Raw genomic sequence first — 20,050 nt, 5'->3', positions numbered from 1 at the left:
CCGCGACATGTAGACTCGAACGGTTGCAACAGCGGGGTGTGGCGCAGCTTGGTAGCGCGCTTCGTTCGGGACGAAGAGGCCGCAGGTTCAAATCCTGTCACCCCGACCGCATACGCAGAAGGACCCGCCCTCCAGGGCGGGTCCTTCTGCGTATGCGCGAGCGATTACAGCGGGGCCCCGCCGCGCAGGAGGCTCCGCCCGCCGCCGAACACCCGACGCAACGAGTCTCCATGACGAGCGGCGGGTGGAGGGCGCGGTGGGGACGCACCCCGTCGCAAGACGGTCTACAAGGGGAGCCGCGCCAGCGGCGAGACGTCCCGAGCCCTCCGCGATGCCGCGAAGCGGCGAGCACCCACCCTCCCGCCCACCCCTGCACCGGGCGAACGGATGCCGGCGCAGGTGCAGCCTCCGAGGCCCCCTCGCCATCCCCACAGCCCCCTCCGATATCCTGAATTCATCATGACGACACCTCGCCTGGTCGCCTTCGACCTCGATGACACGCTCGCGCCTTCCAAGGCACGGATCGATGCCCGTATCGCCGGCCTGCTGCTGGCTCTGCTGCAGCGCGTGGAGGTCGCCATCATCTCGGGCGGCAATGAGGACCAGTTCCGCACGCAGGTGATCGCGCAGCTGGCCGACGCGGCAGCATCCGATCTGTCCCGGCTGCATCTGCTGCCCACGTGCGGCACTCGCTACCTGCGTCATGACGGGGCCGGTTTCAGCGCCGTCTACGCACACGATCTGACGGATGACGAGAAGTCGGCCGCGCTCACCGCCCTGCGCGAGGAGGCCGAACGTCTGGGCCTGTGGGAGAGCGAGCCGTGGGGCGAGATCCTCGAGGACCGCGGTTCGCAGATCACGTTCTCGGCCCTCGGCCAGCAGGCGCCGGGCGAGGCGAAGCACGCCTGGGATCCTGATGGCGCGAAGCGCACTCTGCTGCGCGATGCCGTCGCGGCGCGCCTGCCCGGTCTCGAGGTGCGCTCGGGCGGCTCCACCTCGATCGACATCACGAGCGCGGGGATCGACAAGGCGTTCGGCATGCGTCAGCTCGCCGAGCACACCGGCATCGCGCTCACCGACATGCTCTTCTACGGCGACCGGCTGGACGAGGGCGGCAACGACTACCCCGTGCTCGCGATCGGCGTGCCCTCTGTGGCCGTCGAGGGCTGGCAGGACACCGCCGACAAGCTCGATGCGCTGCTGGAGACGCTGCCGGCGCCCGTCGCCCGCTGATCGCATCCGGAGCAGTGTCCCAGCAGCGGCGGGTCAGGCATCCGTCGACCCGCCCGTTCTGCGCCCGGTCAGCCACCGTGTCCCAGAAGCGGCGGATGCGCAGCATCGCGACCCACCGCTACTGGGACATGTGGCATCGCCGCGGGACGTCAGCGGACGGCGGCCTCGGATGCCGCACCGGCGACGGGCACCAGCCGCGCCAGCTGCGTGACGTGCCCCGGCTCCAGCTCGGCGAGCGAGGAGACGCCGAGCAGACGCATGGTGCGCTCGATCTCGGTGCGCAGGATCGCGATGGTGCGGTCCACGCCCTCGCGTCCGCCGGCCATCAGGCCGTACAGGTAGGCGCGTCCGATGAGCGTGAAGTCCGCGCCGAGGGCGACGGATGCCACGATGTCGGCGCCGTTCATGATGCCGGTGTCGACCATGACCGTGAAATCGTCGCCGACGGCCTTGCGCACGTGCGGAAGCAGGCGGAACGGGATCGGCGCGCGGTCGAGCTGACGCCCGCCGTGATTGGAGAGCACGATGCCGTCGACACCGGCGTCCTTCAGCCGCACGGAGTCCTCGACGTTCTGCACGCCCTTGATGACGATCTTGCCTGGCCAGATATCGCGGATGACGGCCAGGTCGTCGTAGCTGATCGTGGGGTCCATGGCCGCGTCCAGCAGTTCGCCGACGGTGCCGCCGGTCGTGCTGAGCGAGGCGAACTCGAGCTTGGGCGTGGTGAGGAAGTCGTACCACCACCATGGCCGAGGGATCGCGTTGATGATCGTGCCGAGGGTCAGCTGCGGCGGGATGCTGAAGCCGTTGCGCTTGTCGCGCAGGCGGGCGCCGGCGACCGGGGTGTCGACCGTGAACTGCAGGGTGTCGAACCCGGAGGCCGCCGCTCGGCGGGCGAGCTCGTAGGAGATATCGCGGTCGCGCATGACGTACAGCTGGAACCAGTTGCGCCCGTGCGGGTTGGCGGCCTTCACGTCCTCGATCGAGGTGGTGCCCAGTGTGGACAGGGTGAAGGGGATGCCGGCGGCGGCCGCGGCTCCCGCACCTGCGGTCTCGCCCTCGGTCTGCATGAGCCGGGTGAATCCGGTGGGCGCGATGCCGAACGGCAGCGCGGACGGTCCGCCGAGGATCTCGACCGAGGTGTCGACGGTCGGCGCGGGCCGGAGGATGCCGGGATGGAACTCCACGTCCTCGAACGCCTGCCTGGCGCGGGCCAGCGACAGCTCGCCCTCGGCGGCGCCGTCGGTGTAGTCGAAGGCGGCCTTCGGGGTGCGGCGCTTGGCGATCGTGCGCAGGTCGTTGATCGTGAGCGCGGCGTCGAGGCGTCGCTTGCGGCCGTTGAGTTCGGGCTTCTTGAACTTCATCAGCTCGAGCAGTTCGGCGGGGTTGGGCATCTGGCGCTGGACCATGGGTGCTCCTCTCTGGTGGGTCGTGTCAGTGCGCACCGGGCACGAGCCCGGCGGCGGTGTAATAGCCGGTGATGTGGGCGCGGACGAGGTCGCGTGCGGCATCCGTCCTGCCCGCCTCGATCGCGTCGACGATCTCGTGATGCTCAGCGCGCAGGTGGGATGCCATGGCATCCCAGTCGTCGATGCGGGCCGAGCCCTCCAGGACGTACGACTCGATGGCGGTGCGCAGGCCCGCCATCATCGCCGCGATGACGGTGTTGCCGGATGCCTCGGCGAGCGCGTAGTGCAGCTCGGCATCGAGCACGAGGAACTCCGGGGCGGTGAGATCGTCGGCATCCATCGCGTTCAGGATGCCGCGGACGCCGGCGAAGTCGCGCTGCGGGTCGGCGCTGAGGCGCGCCGCCACGGCATCCTCGAGCACGAGCCGGGTCTGCACCACATCCGCCAGCGGGAAGCCCTGTGCGGCCACTTGAAGGCGCAGCAGGGTCGACATGCCCCCGGAGGGCGCCGCGATCACGATGGCGCCCGCCTGGGGCCCTGAACCGGTCGCGGTGCGGATCAGCCCCATGACCTCGAGCACGCGCAGGGCCTCGCGCACGCTGGAGCGCCCGACGCCGAGTTCAGCGGCGAGGTCGCGCTCGGAGGGAAGCCGGTCACCGGGCCCGAGCGTGCCGTCGAGCAGATCGCTCTCGATGCGCGCAAGAACGGTGCGCCAGGCGCGCTGGGTCGCGGTCGGCTCACCTGGTATCGCCTTCGACTCCGACATCCGTCCTCCTGTGGTCTGACCACAGGTTATCCGGTGTGGTCAGACCACGCAAGCCGGGGTGCTATCCCAGCACTCCCCCGGACTCCTCGAGGTAGCAGTTCCCGCACAGCGACTCGTAGGTGACCGCGACGCCGTCGATCGCGACCTGGTCGCCGTCGAAGACGAACCGGCCGCCCACCTTGCGCCCGTTGAACACCGCCTTGCGTCCGCATCGGCAGATCGTCTTCAGCTCCTCGAGGGAGTGCGCGATCGCCAGCAGACGGGCGGAGCCTGGGAACGCGTGGGTGCGGAAGTCGTTGCGGATGCCGTATGCCATCACCGGGATGCCGTCGAGCACTGCGATGCGGAACAGGTCGTCGATCTGCTCGGCGGTGAGGAACTGCGCCTCGTCGATCAGCAGGCACGCGACGTCGCTCGGGCGGTCGGCGGGCAAGAGCTCCTCGTCGCCTTCGCGCTGCACACGCGCGCGTTGAGCGCTGAACAGCGCCCGTGCGTCATCGCCCGCGCCGATCAGGAAGTCCACCTCGCGGGTCATGCCGAGTCGGCTCTCGATCTGCGAGGCGCCCTTGGTGTCGATCTCGGGCTTGGCGAGCAGCACGCGCTGGCCGCGCTCCTCGTAGTTGTACGCGGCCTGCAGCAGGGCGGTCGACTTGCCGGAGTTCATCGCGCCGTAGCGGAAGTAGAGCTTCGCCACGGTGGCTCCGTCAGGCCGTGAGCGACAGCGTCGCAGCGGTCTCGCTCATCGACTCTTCGGCGACCTCGGGCCGGTCGTTGAGGGTCTGCCCCAGCGTCGGGATCAGCTCCTTCAGCGCCGGCTGCCAGGCCGGGAACTGCTCCGGGAAGCAGCGCTCCAGCAGTCCGAGCATGATCGGCACGGCCGTGGACGCTCCAGGCGAGGCGCCGAGGAGCCCTGCGATCGAGCCGTCCTCCGAGGCTATGACCTCGGTGCCGAACTGCAGCACGCCGCCCTTCTTGGCATCCTTCTTCATCACCTGGGCGCGCTGACCGGCCTGGATCAGCGTCCAGTCCTCGTCCTTCGCGGTCGGCATGAACGTGCGCAGGCTGTCGACCTTCTTGCTGTGGGTCTTGACCAGCTCGCTGACCAGGTAGGTGATCAGGTCGGGGTTGGCGACGGCCACGCGCAGCATCGGCCAGAGGTTGTGGGCGCGCACCTGCGAGACGATGTCGAACATCGAGCCGTTCTTGAGGAACTTCGGGCTGAACGTCGCGAACGGCCCGAACAGCAGTGAGGACTCGCCGTCGACGACACGCGCGTCGAGGTGCGGCACCGACATCGGCGGGGCGCCGACGGAGGCCTGCGAGTACACCTTCGCCTTGTGCTGGGCGACGACGGCGGGGTTGCTGGTCTTCAGGAACTGTCCGCCGATCGGGAAGACGCCGTAGCCCTCGATCTCGGGGATGCCGCTGTTCTGCAGCAGCTTGAGCGCCCAGCCGCCGGCGCCGACGAAGACGAACTTCGCCTTGACATCACCGGGCGTGCGTCCGAGCGTGCGACGGTACTTGACCAGCCAGGTGCCGTCCTTCTGGCGCTTGAGGCTCTTCACCTCGTGGTTGGTGCGCACGTCCACGCCGGAGTCGCCCAGGTGCGCGAAGAGCTGGTGGGTGAGGGCGCCGAAGTCGACATCCGTACCGGCGGCCACGCGGGTCGCCGCGAACGGCTCGCCCTTGATGCGCTTCTGCATGAGCAGCGGCGCCCACTGGTTGATGACGCGGGAGTCCTCGCTGTACTCGATGGTGGAGAACAGCGGCTGCTTCTTGAGCACCTCATAGCGCGCCTTCAGGAAGGCGACGTCCTTCTCCCCGCGCACGAATGTCATGTGCGGCGTGGAGTTGATGAACGTGGACGGTGCGTCGAGCACGCCGCGCTCGACCAGCGACGACCAGAGCTGACGGCTCTGCTGGAACTGCTCGTTGATCGAGATCGCCTTGGCAGGATCCAGCGAACCGTCCTCCGCCTGCGGCATGTAGTTCAGCTCGCACATCGCTGCGTGGCCGGTGCCGGCGTTGTTCCAGGGGTTGGAGCTCTCCAGCGCGACGTCGCTCAGTCGCTCGTAGGCGACGATCTTCCAGTCCGGCTGCAGTTCGTGCAGCAGGGTACCCAGAGTGGCGGACATGATGCCCCCACCGATCAGAACGACATCGACGGTTTCAGTCACCAGACAAGTCTAGCCGTCAGCATCCATGCCGCTTTCCCGCCCGCCCCGCCCGTCTATATGGCGCAAACCGCCCCTTTTCATGCGAAAGCGGGGCGGTTTGCGCCATATAGACGGGTTCGTTCAGACGGATGCCGGGGTGAGGCGCCTGGTGAGCTCCTCGGCGATCTGCACGGCGTTCAACGCCGCACCCTTGCGGAGGTTGTCGTTGCTGATGAACAGCACGAGTCCCTTGCCCTCGGGCGCGGACTGGTCGGCGCGGATGCGGCCGACGAAACTCGGGTCCTTGCCGGCCGCGTGCAGCGGGGTGGGAACGTCCTCGACGACGACGCCGGGAGCGGATGCCAGCACCTCGCGCGCCCGCTCGGGAGTGATGTCGTCGGCGAACTCGGCGTGGATGGAGAGCGAGTGCCCGGTGAAGACCGGCACGCGCACGCAGGTGCCCGCCACACGAAGGTTCGGGAGGCCGAGGATCTTGCGGCTCTCGTTGCGGAGCTTCTTCTCCTCGTCGGTCTCGTTGTCTCCGTCGTCGACGAGATTGCCGGCGAACGGGATGACGTCGAACGCGATGGGGGCGACGTAGTTGTTCGGGGCGGGGAACTCGACCGCCGAGCCATCGTGCACCAGACGCAGGGTGTCGCCCTGGGCGAGCACGCTCTCGACCTGACCGAGCAGCTCCTGGGCACCGGAGATCCCCGAGCCGGACACTGCCTGGTAGGTGCTGACGATCAGGCGCTCCAGGCCCGCCTCGGCGTGCAGCGCCTTGACGACGGGCATCGCGGCCATCGTGGTGCAGTTCGGGTTGGCGATGATCCCCTTGGGCCGCTCGTCCATGGCATCCGGGTTGACCTCGCTGACCACCAGCGGCACCTCGGGATCCATCCGCCAGGCGCTGGAGTTGTCGACGACCACGGCGCCGGCTGCGGCGAACCTCTCCGCATACGCGCGGCTCGCCGTCGCGCCGGCCGAGAAGAGCGCGATCTCGATGCCCGTGGCATCCGCGGTCTCGACGTCCTCGACGATCACCGGGGTGCCGTCGAAGTCGATGCTCTTTCCTGCGGAGCGCGCGGAGGCGAACAGGCGCAGCTCGCGGATCGGGAACGAGCGCTCCAGGAGGATGTCGCGCATGACTGTGCCGACCTGTCCGGTCGCGCCGACGATGGCGATCGAGAATCCTGAGTCGGAGATACGGGTCATGAGCAGGTCCTTGGCGTGAAGGCGGTGCGCCAGGCTCAGCTTCACGGTGCGGATGCTGCGCCCGGCGCCGATGTCAGGGTTGCGGCGAGTCTACCCGCTCGCCGTGGGAGGCGGATCCGTCGTGACGGCGCGGATGGCCGAGGTGCCGCGCGAACGGAAGCACGACTCGGAAACGGATGCACGAGCGGATCGCCGCCCGGCTCGTGCAGGTGTTCCGTGGTCGTGCAGGTGCCCCGGCGTGCCGCAGTCAGACCTGGTCGATGTAGGTGTGGAACGGGGCGCGGAGCGCGAGCCGGTCGTACAACCTCTGGGCATCCGTGTTGTCGTACGACGTGATCCAGCGCACCTCGAGGAGTCCCTCATCGTGCGCGATGCGGTGCAGCTCGGCGAGCAATGCCGTGCCGACTCCCCCACCGCGGGCGCTTTCGGCCAGGAAGAGGTCGTCGAGGAAGATCGCCGTCGCGCCGCGCGAGGGACGGGAGAACCGTCGCCAGTGCGCGATGCCGATCGGGGCGCCGTCGCGCAGGGCGACCAGCCCGTTCAGCTCGTGCGCGGGGTCCTGCAGCCAGTCCCATACGGTGTCGATGACGGTCTCATCATGCGGCAGCTCGTAGAAGTCGCGGTAACCGCGGAACAGCGCTGACCACGCATCACGGTCGGCCGGCTCCACTGCGCGGATGATCACAGCATCCGCCGCGGTTTCCGATTTCGCCGCTGATGCTGTCACCCGTCGATCCTATCCACCCGTTGCCTGGCGCCCCGCTCGCCGTCCACAGATGTCGGCGCAGACGACGGATGTCAGCGCAGACCGTGAATCTGCGCCGGCATCCGTCGGACGGTCCGACATTCGTCGTTGACGAGGCGGGCGGAAGCCCACCAGCAGGCGGATGCTGTGGTTCAGCGGCCGGTGCCGGCGTGCACGACGGCTTCGATCTCGCTGTCGAGACCGTAGGCGGTGTGCACGGCACGGGCGGCATCGGCGAGGTCGGAGCCGCGCAGCACGACTGAGATGCGGATCTCGGAGGTGGAGATCATCTCGATGTTGATACCGCCCTCGCTGAGCGCCTCGAAGAGGATCGCCGAGACGCCGGAGTGCGTGCGCATGCCGGCGCCCACGACGGAGAGCTTGCCGATCTGGTCGTCGTGCAGCAGGTTCTCGAAACCGACCTCGGACTGCTCGGCGGCGAGCGCCTTCAGCGTGGCCGTGGCGTCGGCCTTCGGCAGCGTGAAGGAGATGTCGGTGCGGCCTGTGGAGGCGGCCGACACGTTCTGCACGATCATGTCGACGTTCGCGCCGGACTTGGAGACGATCTTGAAGATCTCAGCGGCCTTGCCGGGCACATCGGGCACACCGGCGACGGTGATCTTGGCCTGGCTCAGGTCGGTGGCGACGCCGGCGACGATCGGTTCTTCCATGACTGCTGCTCCCTCGGATGCGCGCGGGTTCTTCATGCCCTCGCCCAGAACATAGGTGCCCTCGGCCGACGAGAAGGTCGAGCGGGCGTGGATGAGGACGCCCTGGCGGCGGGCGTACTCGACGGCGCGGATGTAGAGCACCTTGGCTCCGTTGGCGGCGAGTTCGAGCATCTCCTCGCTGGAGACGTGGTCGAGCTTGCGCGCCTGCGGGATGACGCGCGGGTCGGCGGTGTAGATGCCGTCGACGTCGCTGTAGATCTCGCACACGTCGGCCTTGAGCGCTGCGGCCAGCGCGACGGCGGTCGTGTCTGAGCCGCCGCGACCGAGCGTGGTGATGTCGCGGGTGTCGCGGTTGAAGCCCTGGAAGCCGGCGACGATGACGATCGCACCCTCGTCCAACGCCTCGCGCAGGCGCACGGGCGTGACATCGACGATGCGGGCCTTGCCGTGGTGCGAGTCGGTGATCATGCCGGCCTGGCTGCCGGTGAACGAGCGCGCCTCGAAGCCCATCGAGTGGATGGCCATCGCCAGCAGCGCCATCGAGATGCGCTCACCGCTCGAGAGCAGCATGTCCAGCTCCCGCGGCGCGGGGATCGGGGCGACATCGTGCGCGAGGTCGAGCAGCTCGTCGGTGGTGTCGCCCATGGCGCTCACCGCGACGACGACGTCGTGTCCGGCACGACGGGTGTCGACGATGCGCTTCGCGACGCGCTTGATGCTCTCTGCGTCGGCGACGGACGAGCCGCCGTACTTCTGCACGATCAGGGCCACGATCACTCCCGGGGACGATGGGCGGAATCGCCCACGCACATTCTACGGATGCCGCCCATGCCGGTCAGGGCATGTGACGGGCGCCGGGTAGGCCGGGTGCTCTCGGATGAAGGATGTCTGCACTTCTGAAGGAGATCCTGGGCGGCAGCATCCTCCAGACCTGCATTCGTCCTTCAGAAGTGCGGGGATGCCGAGACGGGCGGATGCCGAGGGGGATGCTCAGAGGGAGGGCTCGACCGCGCGGGCCTTGAGCCGTCCGCCTGTGGCGGCGAACCAGCATCCGGCCAGCACGATCGGGAAGCCGATCAGAAGCCCCGGGGTGACGGGCTCGGCGAGGACGACCGTCCCCAGCGCGATGGCGACGATCGGGTTCACGTAGGTGAACAGCGGGGCGCGCACCGGCCCGACCTCGCGGATCAATGCGAAGAAGGCGACGAAGGCGAGAGCCGTGCAGACGACGCCGAGCAGGCCCAGCGAGATCGTGGACCGCAGGGTGGGCACGTCGTGCTGGGTGAGCAGCGCCGCGGGGAGGTAGGCGAGGCCGACCGCGAACAGCGCGAGGGTGATCGTGCCCATCGACGGCACTCCGGCCAGCTTGTGCGCGATGATGAACGGCGCGATCGCATACAGCACGGCGGTCAGCATGATCTCGCCGATGGCGACGATGCTGGCCGGTCCGTGCGGGAACAGGCCGGGCCCAGCCACCACGACGGCGACGCCGATGAAGCCGAGGATCAGTCCACCCAGGCGCACGGGCGCCAGCACCGAGCGGTCCCCGCGCAGCAATGCGATGATCACCGCGAACAGCGGGACCGTCGCGACGAGCAGTCCGGTCAGCCCGGACGGCAGCTGCGTCTCTGCATGGCTGAGCAGCAGGAACGGTCCCGCCATCTCGACCACGCCGAAGGCGAGCACCCACGGCCAGTACCGCCACGCAGCCTTGAGCGCACCACTGCGGATCGCGAACGGCAGCAGCACCAGTCCGCCGAGCAGCGTGCGCCCGGCGACGACCGCGGGTGGGGAGAACGAGCCGACCGCCTCTTTGATGAACAGGTAGGTGATCCCCCACACGAACGCCATGACGGCGAACAGGATCCAACCCTTGCGGCCGAATCCGGTGTGCTGAGCGTTCACAGGCGGCGACGCCCCTCGAAGGCGCGTCCCAGTGTCACCTCGTCCGCGTACTCGAGGTCGCCGCCGACGGGCAGCCCGGACGCCAGGCGCGAGACCGTGATCTCCATGCTGGTGAGCAGGCGGCTGAGGTAGCTGGCGGTCGCCTCGCCCTCGAGGTTGGGGTTCGTGGCGAGGATGACCTCCTGCACCGTGCCGTCGGCGAGGCGCGACATCAGCTGTCCGATGCGCAGGTCGTCGGGCCCGATGCCGGCGATGGGGCTGATCGCCCCGCCGAGCACCTGGTACAGCCCGCGGAACTCGCGGGTCCGCTCGATCGCGGCGACGTCCTTGGCATCCTCGACCACGCAGATCAGCGAGGGGTCGCGGCGGGGGTCGCGGCAGATGGCGCAGCGGTCCTGCTCGGACACGTTTCCGCACACCTCGCAGAAGCGCACCCGAGCGCGCACCTCTGTGAGCAGTTCAGCGAGGCGCGCGACGTCGAACGAGGGGGTCTGCAGGATGTGGAAGGTGATGCGCTGCGCGGACTTCGGGCCGATGCCGGGAAGCCGGCCGAACTCGTCGATCAGCTCCTGGACGATGCCGTCGTACATCAGTTGAACCTCGTCGGGGGCTGGTAGGGCTCTTCACGCAGGAACGTCGCTCCGAGCACCTGGCGGATCACGGCCTCACCGCGGCGCTCGACGCCGTCCGCGCCCGCGGGGCGGGTGCGGACAGCCGGTGCGGGCCGCTCCGGTCCCCTGGTCGCCGCCCGCGGTGCAGCCGCAGAGGGTGGGGACTTCGGAGTGGGCGCGCTCTTCGGCGCGGGTGCGGACTTCGGCGCGGGCGCGGAGCGGACGTCGTCGACACCGGGGCCGTCGTACTCCGGATCGTACGGGGGTTCGTCGTCGAACGGCGGATAGTCATCGTGCGGCGGCGCGTCGACGCGACCGTCGACCGGGGGCGCCGGAGCGGATGCCGCGGCCTCGACCTCGGACGGTTCGTCGTCGACCGGGAACTGCGGCGCGACGGCGGTGGCCACCGCGGGGGCAGTGGCTGCAGCCGCCTCGGGTGCGGAGGTGGGAATGGGCGCGACGGCCCATTCGGTCACGGCTGCGGCCGCAGCGCGTGACGACGAGGCGGATGCCGCGGGGGCGCCGCCCTGCCCGCCGCTCTTGCCGCGCTGCGGGGTTGCACCGACCGGGTCGGGAGTGCTCATCGGGTTGGCCCAGCCTGCTGCGGGTGCGTCGTCTCCGCTACTCGGGGCCGGACGTGCCGGCGCGGATCCTGTCGGAGCGGGCCCGGAGGTGGGGGCGCCGCCACCGCTCCCACCACTCGGGGGCAGGGGTGCGGGTCGGTACTTCACGGTGACGCCGAGCTCCTGCTCGATCGCCTCCCGCAGGTGATCGGACGGGCCCTGCCCGGGGGTGGTGCCCTTGAACTCGGACACGTCGGACGGGCTGGCGAAGCCGAGTGTGAGCACTCCGGTGCCGGAATCGTATGCGAGCGGCTGGGTGCCCGTGGCGACCAGCCAGGATGCCCGGCTGATGGACTCGAGCCGCTTGAGCACAGCCGGCCAGGACGCGGCGATGCGGTCGAAGGCGACCGGTGCGGATGCGGTGGGCCCGGCCGGCGCGACCGGCGCGACGGGCTCGGACGGCGGAGCCGGCGCGGCGTTCGCAACCGGCCTGGTCATCTCCGCGGTCGCCGGCTCGGGCTCGGCCACCGGCTCGATCCTCCCGGACGAGGTGGGCACCTCGGTCGCCGCAGCAGGCTCCGGCGCGACAGGCGCGACCTTCTCCGAGGGCTGCACCTTCGTGGACACGGTCGTCTCGGGAACCGCCGCCTGCGGGGCAGGCTTCTCCATTGCGGGAGCCGGAGCCGCCGGAGCCGAAGCAGGAGCTGGATCGGGCGCGGGAGCGGCTGCTGCGGGGGCGGCCTGAGCCACCGGCGCAGCCGATGCACGAGGCGCCGCCTGAACTGCCGTCTCCGTGCCGTCCGTCGGAGCCCCCGCGAGCACGCGGGCGACCATCAGCTCGAGGTGCAGGCGCGGCGAGGTCGCCCCGGTCATATCGTCGAGTGCACGACTGACGAGGTCTGCGGTTCGGGAGAGCCGGGCGGAGCCGAAGCTCGTGGCCTGCGCCAGCATCCGCTGCATCTCATCGGCCGGCAGTCCTCGCAGCACGGCGGAGGCGCCGTCGCCGACGGCGGCGATCACGATCAGATCGCGGAGCCGCTCGAGCAGGTCGTCGACGAATCGACGAGGGTCCTGACCGGTCTGCACGACGCGGTCGACCGCGGGGAAGGATGCTGCGGCATCCCCTGCGGCGAGCGCCTCGACGATCTCGTCGAGCAGCGCCGCGTGCGTGTAGCCGAGCAGCGCGACGGCACGCGCATAGGTCACGTTGCCCTCATCGGACCCGGCGATCAGCTGATCGAGCAGCGAGAGGGTGTCGCGCGGCGAGCCTCCGCCGGCGCGGACGACGAGGCCGAGCACGCCCTCCTCGACCTGCACGCCCTCTTCGACGCAGAGCTTCTCGACGTACTCGAGCATGGCCGCCGGGGGCACGAGCCGGAAGGGGTAGTGGTGGGTGCGCGAGCGGATCGTGCCGAGCACCTTCTCGGGCTCGGTGGTCGCGAAGATGAACTTGACGTGCTCGGGGGGCTCCTCGACCAGCTTCAGCAGGGCGTTGAAGCCCTGCGGCGTGACCATGTGCGCCTCGTCGAGGATGAAGATCTTGTACCGGTCGCGGCTGGGGGCGAAGGTCGCCCGCTCGCGCAGATCTCGCGCGTCGTCGACGCCGTTGTGGCTGGCCGCATCGATCTCGACGACATCGAGCGAACCGCCGCCGTCGCGCGCGAGCTCCACACAGCTCGGGCACACGCCGCACGGGACGTCGGTCGGGCCCTCGGCGCAGTTCAGACAGCGCGCGAGAATACGCGCTGACGTGGTCTTTCCGCAACCTCGGGGGCCGGAGAAGAGGTAGGCATGCCCGACGCGATCACCGCGCAGTGCGGTCATGAGCGGATCGGTCACCTGAGACTGACCGATCATCTCCCCGAAGGTCTCGGGCCGGTAGCGGCGGTACAGGGCTGTCGTCACTCGACCAGCCTACGGCGTGCGACCGACATCGAGCACGACAGGGTTGCTCGTGCGGTGATTGCACCGGGGGGCCACGCGCCCCGAGGCTCCGGGCAGCGCGCAGCGATGTCCGGAGTGGGCGTGGGGATCTAGTCCTCGAACACTCCGATGACCGGGATCGATGTGGTCGTCACCGGGATGGTCGGCGACATCAGCGTGCCGTCGTCGCGCCGCGCATCCTCGAACTGGCGCAGCGTCGGCCGTCCCGCCCGCAGCGGTCCCTGATCGGCCAGTGCGACGACCGCGGGCTGCTCCGGCGTGGCCCGATGATCGACCCCGCGCACCGAGAAGTCCACCGGCTCGCCGGAGCGCACCTCGACGCGCAGTGCATCGAGGGTCACGGTGACCATCAGCGCGGATCCGTGCCACTGCAGCGGGAACGAGAGTTCCGGCCAGTCGGCGGGCAGACGGGGATCGAAGCTCAGCAGCCCATCGTGGTCGCGCATGCCGCCGAAGCCGCTCACCAGCGCCGTCCAGACACCACCGGCGGATGCCACGTGCACGCCGTCCGCGGCGTTGTGGTGCAGGTCGCCGAGGTCCACATAGAGCGCCTGCTCGAAGTAGTTCTGGGCGAGGTCCTGATAGCCCACCTCGGCCGCCATGATCGACTGCACGACCGCGGACAGCGTGGAGTCGCCGGTGGTCAGCGGGTCGTAGTAGTCGAAGTCGGCGAGCTTGTCCTCAGCGGTGAAGTGATTGCCCTGCAGGAACAGCGCCAGCACGACATCCGCCTGCTTGAGCACCTGGAAGCGGTAGATGACCAGCGGGTGGTAGTGCAGCAGCAGCGGCCGCTTGTTGGCAGGCGTCCCCTCCAGATCCCACACCTCGCGCTCCAGGAAGAACGCGTCCTGCGGGTGGATGCCGAGTCCTTCGCTGTACGGGATGTGGATGGCCTCGGCCGCCCGCTCCCAGGCATCCCGCTCGCCTGCATCCAGTCCGGTGCGGTCGACGAGGGCCGCGTAGGCGGCGGGGTCCTGCTCGGCCATCTCGCCGACGACCCGCGCCGCGAAGCGCAGGTTGTAGCGGGCCATGACGTTGGTGAACAGGTTGTCGTTGACGACGGTGGTGTACTCGTCGGGCCCGGTCACACCGTGGATGTGGAAGGTCGAGCTGCCGTTCGTGCCGCGCCAGAAGCCGAGGGTCGCCCACAGGCGGGCGGTCTCCACGGCGACGTCGGCGGCCTCGCGACGCAGGAAGTCCTCGTCGCCCGTGGCGCGCACGTACTTGCCGAGCGCGTAGCTGACATCGGCGTTGATGTGGAACTGCGCGGTGCCCGCGGCGTAGTACGCCGAGGCCTCCTCGCCGTTGATCGTCCGCCACGGGAACAGGGCGCCCGCCTCGTTCAGCTGCGCGGCGCGACGGCGGGCAGCGGGCAGCATCATCACCCGGGCGCGCAGCGCGTTCTTCGCCCACTGCGGCGACGTGTAGGTGAGGAACGGGAGCACGTAGATCTCGGTGTCCCAGAAGTAGTGACCGCTGTAGCCCGAGCCGGTCAGGCCCTTCGCCGGCACGCCGTTGCCGTCGGCGCGCGACGCCGCCTGTGCGAGCTGGAACAGGCACCAGCGGGTGGCCTGCTGCAGGTCGTCGTGGCCGGCGATGCGCACATCGGAGCGGTCCCAGAACGAGCTCAGCCACTCCTCCTGAGCGTGGAACAGAGCATCCACGCCCTCGACGCCCACCCGGTCCAGCGAGCGACGACACCGATCGACGAGCTCGCGCGGCGGAACACCCCGGGAGCTGTGGTAGCTGACGATCTTGCTGATGCGGATCGGGACGCCCGCCTTCGCCTGCACGCGGAACACGTTCTTGGCGATGTCGGGCTCGATCAGGGTGCGGGCGCTGTACTCGTTCTCGGTCTCGACGATGTGATCGGCCACCACGGCGACCGTCATCCCCGAGTCGGCGACCTGGTACGACAGCGCCGAGCGCAGACCGTCCTGCCAGTACTCCACCGGCTGCAGCACGCGGGCGGTGATCCGCTCGGCCTTGCGCGGATCGAAGCCGGCCTTCGCCTCGGACTTCGCCGCCATCGGGTCGCCGGCGTAGATGCCCGCACCGTCCTGGCGGTTCAGCAGCTGGCAGCTGATCGTGACCGGGGCGTCGGAGTTCTCGACCGTGACCTCGAGCCGCAGCACGGCCAGATGGCGCTCGTCGAAGCTCACCATCCGCTCGTCCCGCATGCGCACGCGCTTGCCCGAGGGCGTCAGCCACACGACCGTGCGCTCCAGGACGCCGGTGCGCATGTCGAGCACCCGCGAGTACTCCAGGATCTCGGTCTCGTCGAACGACAGTGGCTCGTCGTCGATGTAGACGCGCATCACCTTGGCATCCGGCGCGTTCACGATGGTCTGGCCGACCTCCGCGAAGCCGTACGCCTGTTCGGCGTGCCGGATCGGCCACGTCTCGTGCAGGCCATTGATGAACGTGCCGTGCTCGTGCGCGCCGCGACCCTCGATGTGGTTGCCGCGCAGGCCCAGATAGCCGTTTCCCACGGCGAAGAGCGTCTCGGAGACGCCCTCCTCGTCGTAGCGGCTCTCCACGAGACGCCAGGGATCTACGGGGTAGCGGTCGCGGTCGATCATGCGTTCTCCGTGAGGGGTGAGGAGGGGGACGTGTCAGCGCTCGGCGCCGGGCAGCAGACGGGCAAGATCATCGACGATACCGGTTGCGCCGGCTTCCCGCAGCGCATCGGGACCGGCGCCGCGGTCGACGCCGATGACGCTCGCGTAGCCGGCGGATGCCGCGGATGCCACACCGGCGACCGCGTCTTCGACGGCGACCGCATCGGACGGGTCCACACCGAGCATCCGGGCACCCTCGCGGAACATGTCCGGAGCCGGTTTGGACGCCAGGTGGTCGCGCTCGGCGACGACGCCGTCGACCACGATCCCAAAGAAGTCGCGGATGCCGGCGCTGCCCAGAACCTCTTCGGCGTTCTTCGAGCTCGACACCACTCCCATCGGGACGGATGCCGCCTTCAGGCTCTCCAGCAGGGCCAGCGACCCCGGGTACGGGGCGATGCCCTCGCTGCGCAGGGCCGCCGCGAACGCGGCGTTCTTGCGGTTGCCGACGCCGCAGATCGTCTCCGCCTCGGGCGGGTCGTCGACCTGACCCCACGGGATCTCGATGTTGCGGCTGCGCAGCAGGCTGGCCACACCGTCATAGCGCTTCTTGCCGTCGACGTACGCGAAGTAATCGGCGTCCGTGTACGGCTCGGTCACGCCCCACTGGGCGAGCACATCGTCGAAGACGTGCTGCCAGGCGCGCATGTGCACCTCGGCGGTCGGCGTCAGCACGCCGTCGAGATCGAACAGCACGCCGGTCGCGCGATGCAGATCGGGAAGCAGGTCGGACACGGGACCTCCAGAGGTGAGCGGGCACGTCCAGCCTAATGAAGAACGCGCCGCGATCCAGGGGTCGCGCGCGTCGGATCCGGCTTCGTCTGCGTCGGGTTGTGCGTCAGATCGCGCTGAGCGTCTGTCGGGCGATCTCCAGCTCCTCGTCCGTGGGCACGACGAGCACCTCGGTGCCCGAGTCATCCGTCGAGATGCGGCGGACGACCCTCTCACGGGAGGCGTTGCGCTGCGGGTCGACGTGCACGCCCAGGAATCCGAGCGTGGCCAGGGCGTCGGCGCGCACGTCCGCGGCGTTCTCGCCGACCCCGGCGGTGAAGGAGATCACGTCGACGCCGCCGAGCTGGGCGATGTAGGCGCCCAGGTAGGCGCGCAGTCGGTGGATGTACACGTCGTAGGCGAGGGTCGCGGCATCCTCCCCCGCGGCCCGGCCGGCGAGAATGTCGCGCATGTCGCTGCGTCCGGCCAGTCCCAGCAGTCCGCTGCGCTTGTTGAGCAGGGCGTCCAGCTCATCGGCATCCATCCCCGCACGACGCGCGAGGTGGAACTGCACGGCCGGGTCGATGTCGCCCGACCGCGTGCCCATGACCAGGCCCCTCCAGCGGGGTGAAGCCCATCGACGTCTCCACCGACCGGCCGCCCTCGATGGCGGTCATGGACGCGCCGTTGCCGAGGTGCAGGACGATCTGGCGCAGATCTCCGAGGTCGCGGCCGAGGAATGCCGCGGCGGACTCGGAGACGTACTTGTGGCTGGTGCCGTGGAATCCGTACCGGCGGATGCGGTGCTCGCGGGCGAGCTCCGCATCGATCGCGTAGGTGTATGCCGCCGGAGGCAGGGTCTGGTGGAACGCCGTGTCGAACACTGCCACGTGCGGCGCATCGGGGAACGCCGAGCGCGCGGCACGGATGCCGGCCAGGTTGGCGGGGTTGTGCAGCGGGGCGAGCACGATCAGATCCTCGATGTTGATCTCCACCAGCCGCGTGATCACGGTGGGCTCGAAGAAGCGGGCACCGCCGTGCACGACACGGTGCCCGACGGCGATCGGCGGGTTGTCCTCCAGACTCGGACCGTGCTCGGCGAACTGGGCGAGCATGACCGCGAACGCCGCATCGTGGTCGGCTATCGGTCGCTCATCGGAGTGCTTCGCATCCAGCATCGTGGGCGCGGGCTGCCCGGGCTCGGAGACCAACCGCGCAGTGTGGCTCACGACGCCCATGCCCTGCCCGATCCGCTCGATCAGGCCGTTGCCCAGTTCGAGTTCGCGCTCCGGGTCGATCAGGCTGTACTTCAGTGACGACGAGCCGCTGTTGATGACGAGGACGACGCTCATGCCTGGGTCTCCTGGGCCTGGATCGCGGTGATCGCGACGGTGTTGACGATGTCGTCGACCAGCGCACCGCGCGACAGGTCGTTGATGGGCTTGTTGAGCCCCTGCAGCACCGGGCCGATCGCCACGGCGCCCGCCGAGCGCTGCACGGCCTTGTAGGTGTTGTTGCCCGTGTTCAGGTCGGGGAACACGAACACGGTCGCGCGCCCCGCGACCTGCGAGCCGGGCAGCTTCGCGGCGGCCACGGCGGCATCGGCGGCCGCGTCGTACTGGATCGGGCCCTCGACGGGCAGCTCCGGCATGCGCTCGCGCACCAGGGCGGTCGCCTCGCGCACCTTGTCGACGTCGGCGCCGGTTCCCGACTCCCCCGTGGAGTAGGACAGCATCGCGACGCGCGGCTCGATGCCGAACTGCTGCGCGGTGGCGGCGGAGGAGATGGCGATGTCGGCGAGCTGGATGCTGGTGGGGTCGGGGATCACCGCGCAGTCGCCGTAGACGAGCACCCGGTCGGCGAGCGCCATGAGGAACACGCTGGAGACCACGTTCACGCCGGGGCGGGTCTTGATGATCTCGAAGGACGGACGGATGGTGTGCGCGGTGGTGTGCGCGGCACCGGAGACCATCCCGTCGGCCAGCCCGAGGTGCACCATCATCGTGCCGAAGTACGACACATCGGTGACGGTGTCCGCCGCCTGCTCGAGCGTGATGCCCTTGTGCGCGCGCAACCACGCGTACTCCTGCGCGAACCGTTCGACGTGCTCGGGGTCGGTGGGGCTGAGCACCTGTGCGGCGGTGATGTCCAGGCCGAGCGCCGTGGCGCGGGCGCGGATCTCCGCCTCATCGCCGAGGATCGTCAGGTCGGCAACGCCGCGGGCGAGCAGGATGGCCGCCGCACGGAGGATGCGATCATCCCCGCCCTCCGGGAGCACGATGCGCTTGCGGCTGCTGCGCGCCCGCTCGATGAGGCCGTATTCGAACATCAGCGGCGTGATCACCGACGACTGCGCGAGACCCATCTCGATCGTGAGCTCGGCGATGTCGACGTGCTTCTGGAACAGCGCCAGCGCGCTCTGATAGCGCTGACCGGAGTCCACGCTGACGCGTCCGCGGGTGTGCATGATGCGCACGGCGGTGTCGTAGGTGCCCAGGTCGGTGGCGATGATCGGGATGCTCAGCTCGAGCCCGTCGATCAGCTGGACGATCGTGTCCGGCAGCTCGAAGGGTCCGTTGAGGACGATGCCGGCGATGTCCGGGAAGGTCCCGGATGCCGCGGCCATCAGGGTCGCCAGCAGCGTCTCGCTGCGGTCGGCGGCGATCACGACGACCGCGTCCTCGGCGAGCCGGGGCAGCACGTTCACCATCGACATGCCGGCGATCACGATGCTGTACGCCTCGCGTTCCAGCAGTTCGTCGCCGCCGCGCACGACCCGTCCCTCGAGGGCCTGCAGGATGCCGCGCATGGACGGTGCGACGAGCGAGCGCTCCTCGGGGATCGCCCACACCGGGGTGCGGTCGACGCCGATTCCGTCGACGATCTCCTTCAGCGCGTCGGGCTCCGCGCGGTTCACGATGATGGCGAACAGCTCGGCGCGCTCCGCGGTCAGCTCGCCGAGTGCGAGAGCGGCGATCTGCTCGATCTGCTCGGGCGTGCGCGCGGTGGTGGTGCCGAGCTGCTCCGCGTTGTTCTGCTGGTCGCGCCCCGAGAGCACGAGCAGCACCGGCACACCGAGGTTCGCGGCGATGCGGGCGTTGTAGCCGAGCTCGGCGGGACTGGCGACGTCGGTGTAGTCGCTGCCGACGACGATGACCGCGTCGCACTGCGCCTCGACGGCCTTGAAGCGCGAGACGATCATGCCGAGCGCCCGATCGGGGTCTTCGCGCACGTCGTCGTAGGTGACGCCGATGCAGTCCTCGTAGTCGAGGTGCACCCCGTCGTGGGCGAGCAGGAGTTCGAGGACGATGTCCCGTTCCTGCGTGGAGCGCGCAAGGGGTCGGAACACGCCCACCCGGGGCGAGACGCGCATCAGCGCATCCAGCACGCCGAGCGCGATCGTCGACTTGCCGCTGTGTCCTTCGGCCGAGGTGATGTAGATGCTCCGTGCCACGGGGCCAGCCTACTTCTCGCGAGCCACGGGTCGACCGGGCGTGCGC

14 protein-coding genes, 1 tRNA gene and 1 pseudogene are annotated in these 20,050 nt (G+C 69.6%); 2 read left to right on the top strand and 14 right to left on the bottom strand.

Annotation, left to right across the window (positions count from 1 at the left end):
• Window positions 1-32: 32 nt before the first annotated feature.
• Window positions 33-106, top strand: a tRNA-Pro gene (locus QF046_RS16690).
• 353 nt (window positions 107-459) lie between these two features.
• Window positions 460-1,233, top strand: a complete 774-nt coding sequence (locus QF046_RS16685) for an HAD-IIB family hydrolase (RefSeq protein ID WP_307371976.1) — start codon at window positions 460-462, stop codon at window positions 1,231-1,233.
• A gap of 149 nt (window positions 1,234-1,382) precedes the next feature.
• Here QF046_RS16685 and QF046_RS16680 read toward each other — a convergent pair whose 3' ends face one another.
• The 14 genes and pseudogenes from QF046_RS16680 to pta all read right to left on the bottom strand — a co-directional run bounded on the left by QF046_RS16680 (window position 1,383) and on the right by pta (window position 20,004).
• Window positions 1,383-2,642, bottom strand: a complete 1,260-nt coding sequence (locus QF046_RS16680; RefSeq protein WP_307371974.1) for an alpha-hydroxy acid oxidase — start codon at window positions 2,640-2,642, stop codon at window positions 1,383-1,385.
• A 25-nt stretch (window positions 2,643-2,667) separates the two neighbouring features.
• Window positions 2,668-3,408, bottom strand: coding sequence for a FadR/GntR family transcriptional regulator (locus tag QF046_RS16675; protein ID WP_307371972.1), 741 nt, complete (start codon window positions 3,406-3,408; stop codon window positions 2,668-2,670).
• A gap of 61 nt (window positions 3,409-3,469) precedes the next feature.
• Window positions 3,470-4,102: a thymidine kinase gene (locus QF046_RS16670; RefSeq protein ID WP_307371970.1), complete on the bottom strand. Its 633-nt coding sequence runs from the start codon at window positions 4,100-4,102 to the stop codon at window positions 3,470-3,472.
• Between the two features lie 10 nt (window positions 4,103-4,112).
• Complete coding sequence (locus QF046_RS16665; protein ID WP_307371968.1) at window positions 4,113-5,585, bottom strand: malate:quinone oxidoreductase; 1,473 nt, start codon at window positions 5,583-5,585, stop codon at window positions 4,113-4,115.
• 120 nt (window positions 5,586-5,705) lie between these two features.
• A complete protein-coding gene (locus QF046_RS16660; RefSeq protein ID WP_307372888.1) occupies window positions 5,706-6,779 on the bottom strand; it encodes an aspartate-semialdehyde dehydrogenase in 1,074 nt (357 codons plus the stop codon).
• A gap of 247 nt (window positions 6,780-7,026) precedes the next feature.
• The gene (locus tag QF046_RS16655; RefSeq protein WP_307371966.1) at window positions 7,027-7,506 is read right to left on the bottom strand and encodes a GNAT family N-acetyltransferase; all 480 of its coding nucleotides are present in this window, start codon (window positions 7,504-7,506) and stop codon (window positions 7,027-7,029) included.
• 170 nt (window positions 7,507-7,676) lie between these two features.
• Window positions 7,677-8,966, bottom strand: a complete 1,290-nt coding sequence (locus QF046_RS16650) for an aspartate kinase (RefSeq protein WP_307371964.1) — start codon at window positions 8,964-8,966, stop codon at window positions 7,677-7,679.
• A gap of 219 nt (window positions 8,967-9,185) precedes the next feature.
• Complete coding sequence (locus tag QF046_RS16645) at window positions 9,186-10,100, bottom strand: DMT family transporter (RefSeq protein WP_307371962.1); 915 nt, start codon at window positions 10,098-10,100, stop codon at window positions 9,186-9,188.
• Window positions 10,097-10,690: a recombination mediator RecR gene (recR, locus tag QF046_RS16640; protein ID WP_307371960.1), complete on the bottom strand. Its 594-nt coding sequence runs from the start codon at window positions 10,688-10,690 to the stop codon at window positions 10,097-10,099. Before recR ends, QF046_RS16645 begins: the two co-directional genes overlap by 4 nt.
• A complete protein-coding gene (locus tag QF046_RS16635; protein WP_307371958.1) occupies window positions 10,690-13,179 on the bottom strand; it encodes a DNA polymerase III subunit gamma and tau in 2,490 nt (829 codons plus the stop codon). The genes recR and QF046_RS16635 overlap by 1 nt, the downstream gene beginning before the upstream one ends.
• 128 nt (window positions 13,180-13,307) lie before the next feature.
• Window positions 13,308-15,800, bottom strand: coding sequence for a glycoside hydrolase family 65 protein (locus QF046_RS16630; RefSeq protein ID WP_307371954.1), 2,493 nt, complete (start codon window positions 15,798-15,800; stop codon window positions 13,308-13,310).
• A 33-nt stretch (window positions 15,801-15,833) separates the two neighbouring features.
• Window positions 15,834-16,574 carry an HAD family phosphatase gene (locus QF046_RS16625; RefSeq protein WP_307371952.1) on the bottom strand — a complete coding sequence of 247 codons (741 nt, stop codon included), beginning with the start codon at window positions 16,572-16,574 and terminating at the stop codon, window positions 15,834-15,836.
• 103 nt (window positions 16,575-16,677) lie between these two features.
• Window positions 16,678-17,902: pseudogene (locus QF046_RS16620) on the bottom strand (acetate/propionate family kinase).
• Window positions 17,899-20,004, bottom strand: coding sequence for a phosphate acetyltransferase (gene pta / locus QF046_RS16615; RefSeq protein WP_307371950.1), 2,106 nt, complete (start codon window positions 20,002-20,004; stop codon window positions 17,899-17,901). The pseudogene QF046_RS16620 and the gene pta overlap by 4 nt, the downstream one beginning before the upstream one ends.
• Window positions 20,005-20,050 lie beyond the last annotated feature (46 nt).

Source organism: Microbacterium sp. W4I4 (assembly GCF_030816235.1).
GTDB lineage: Bacteria > Actinomycetota > Actinomycetes > Actinomycetales > Microbacteriaceae > Microbacterium.
Note: the sequence above shows the minus strand (reverse complement) of the source record. Positions and strands in the feature narration are given on the sequence as shown.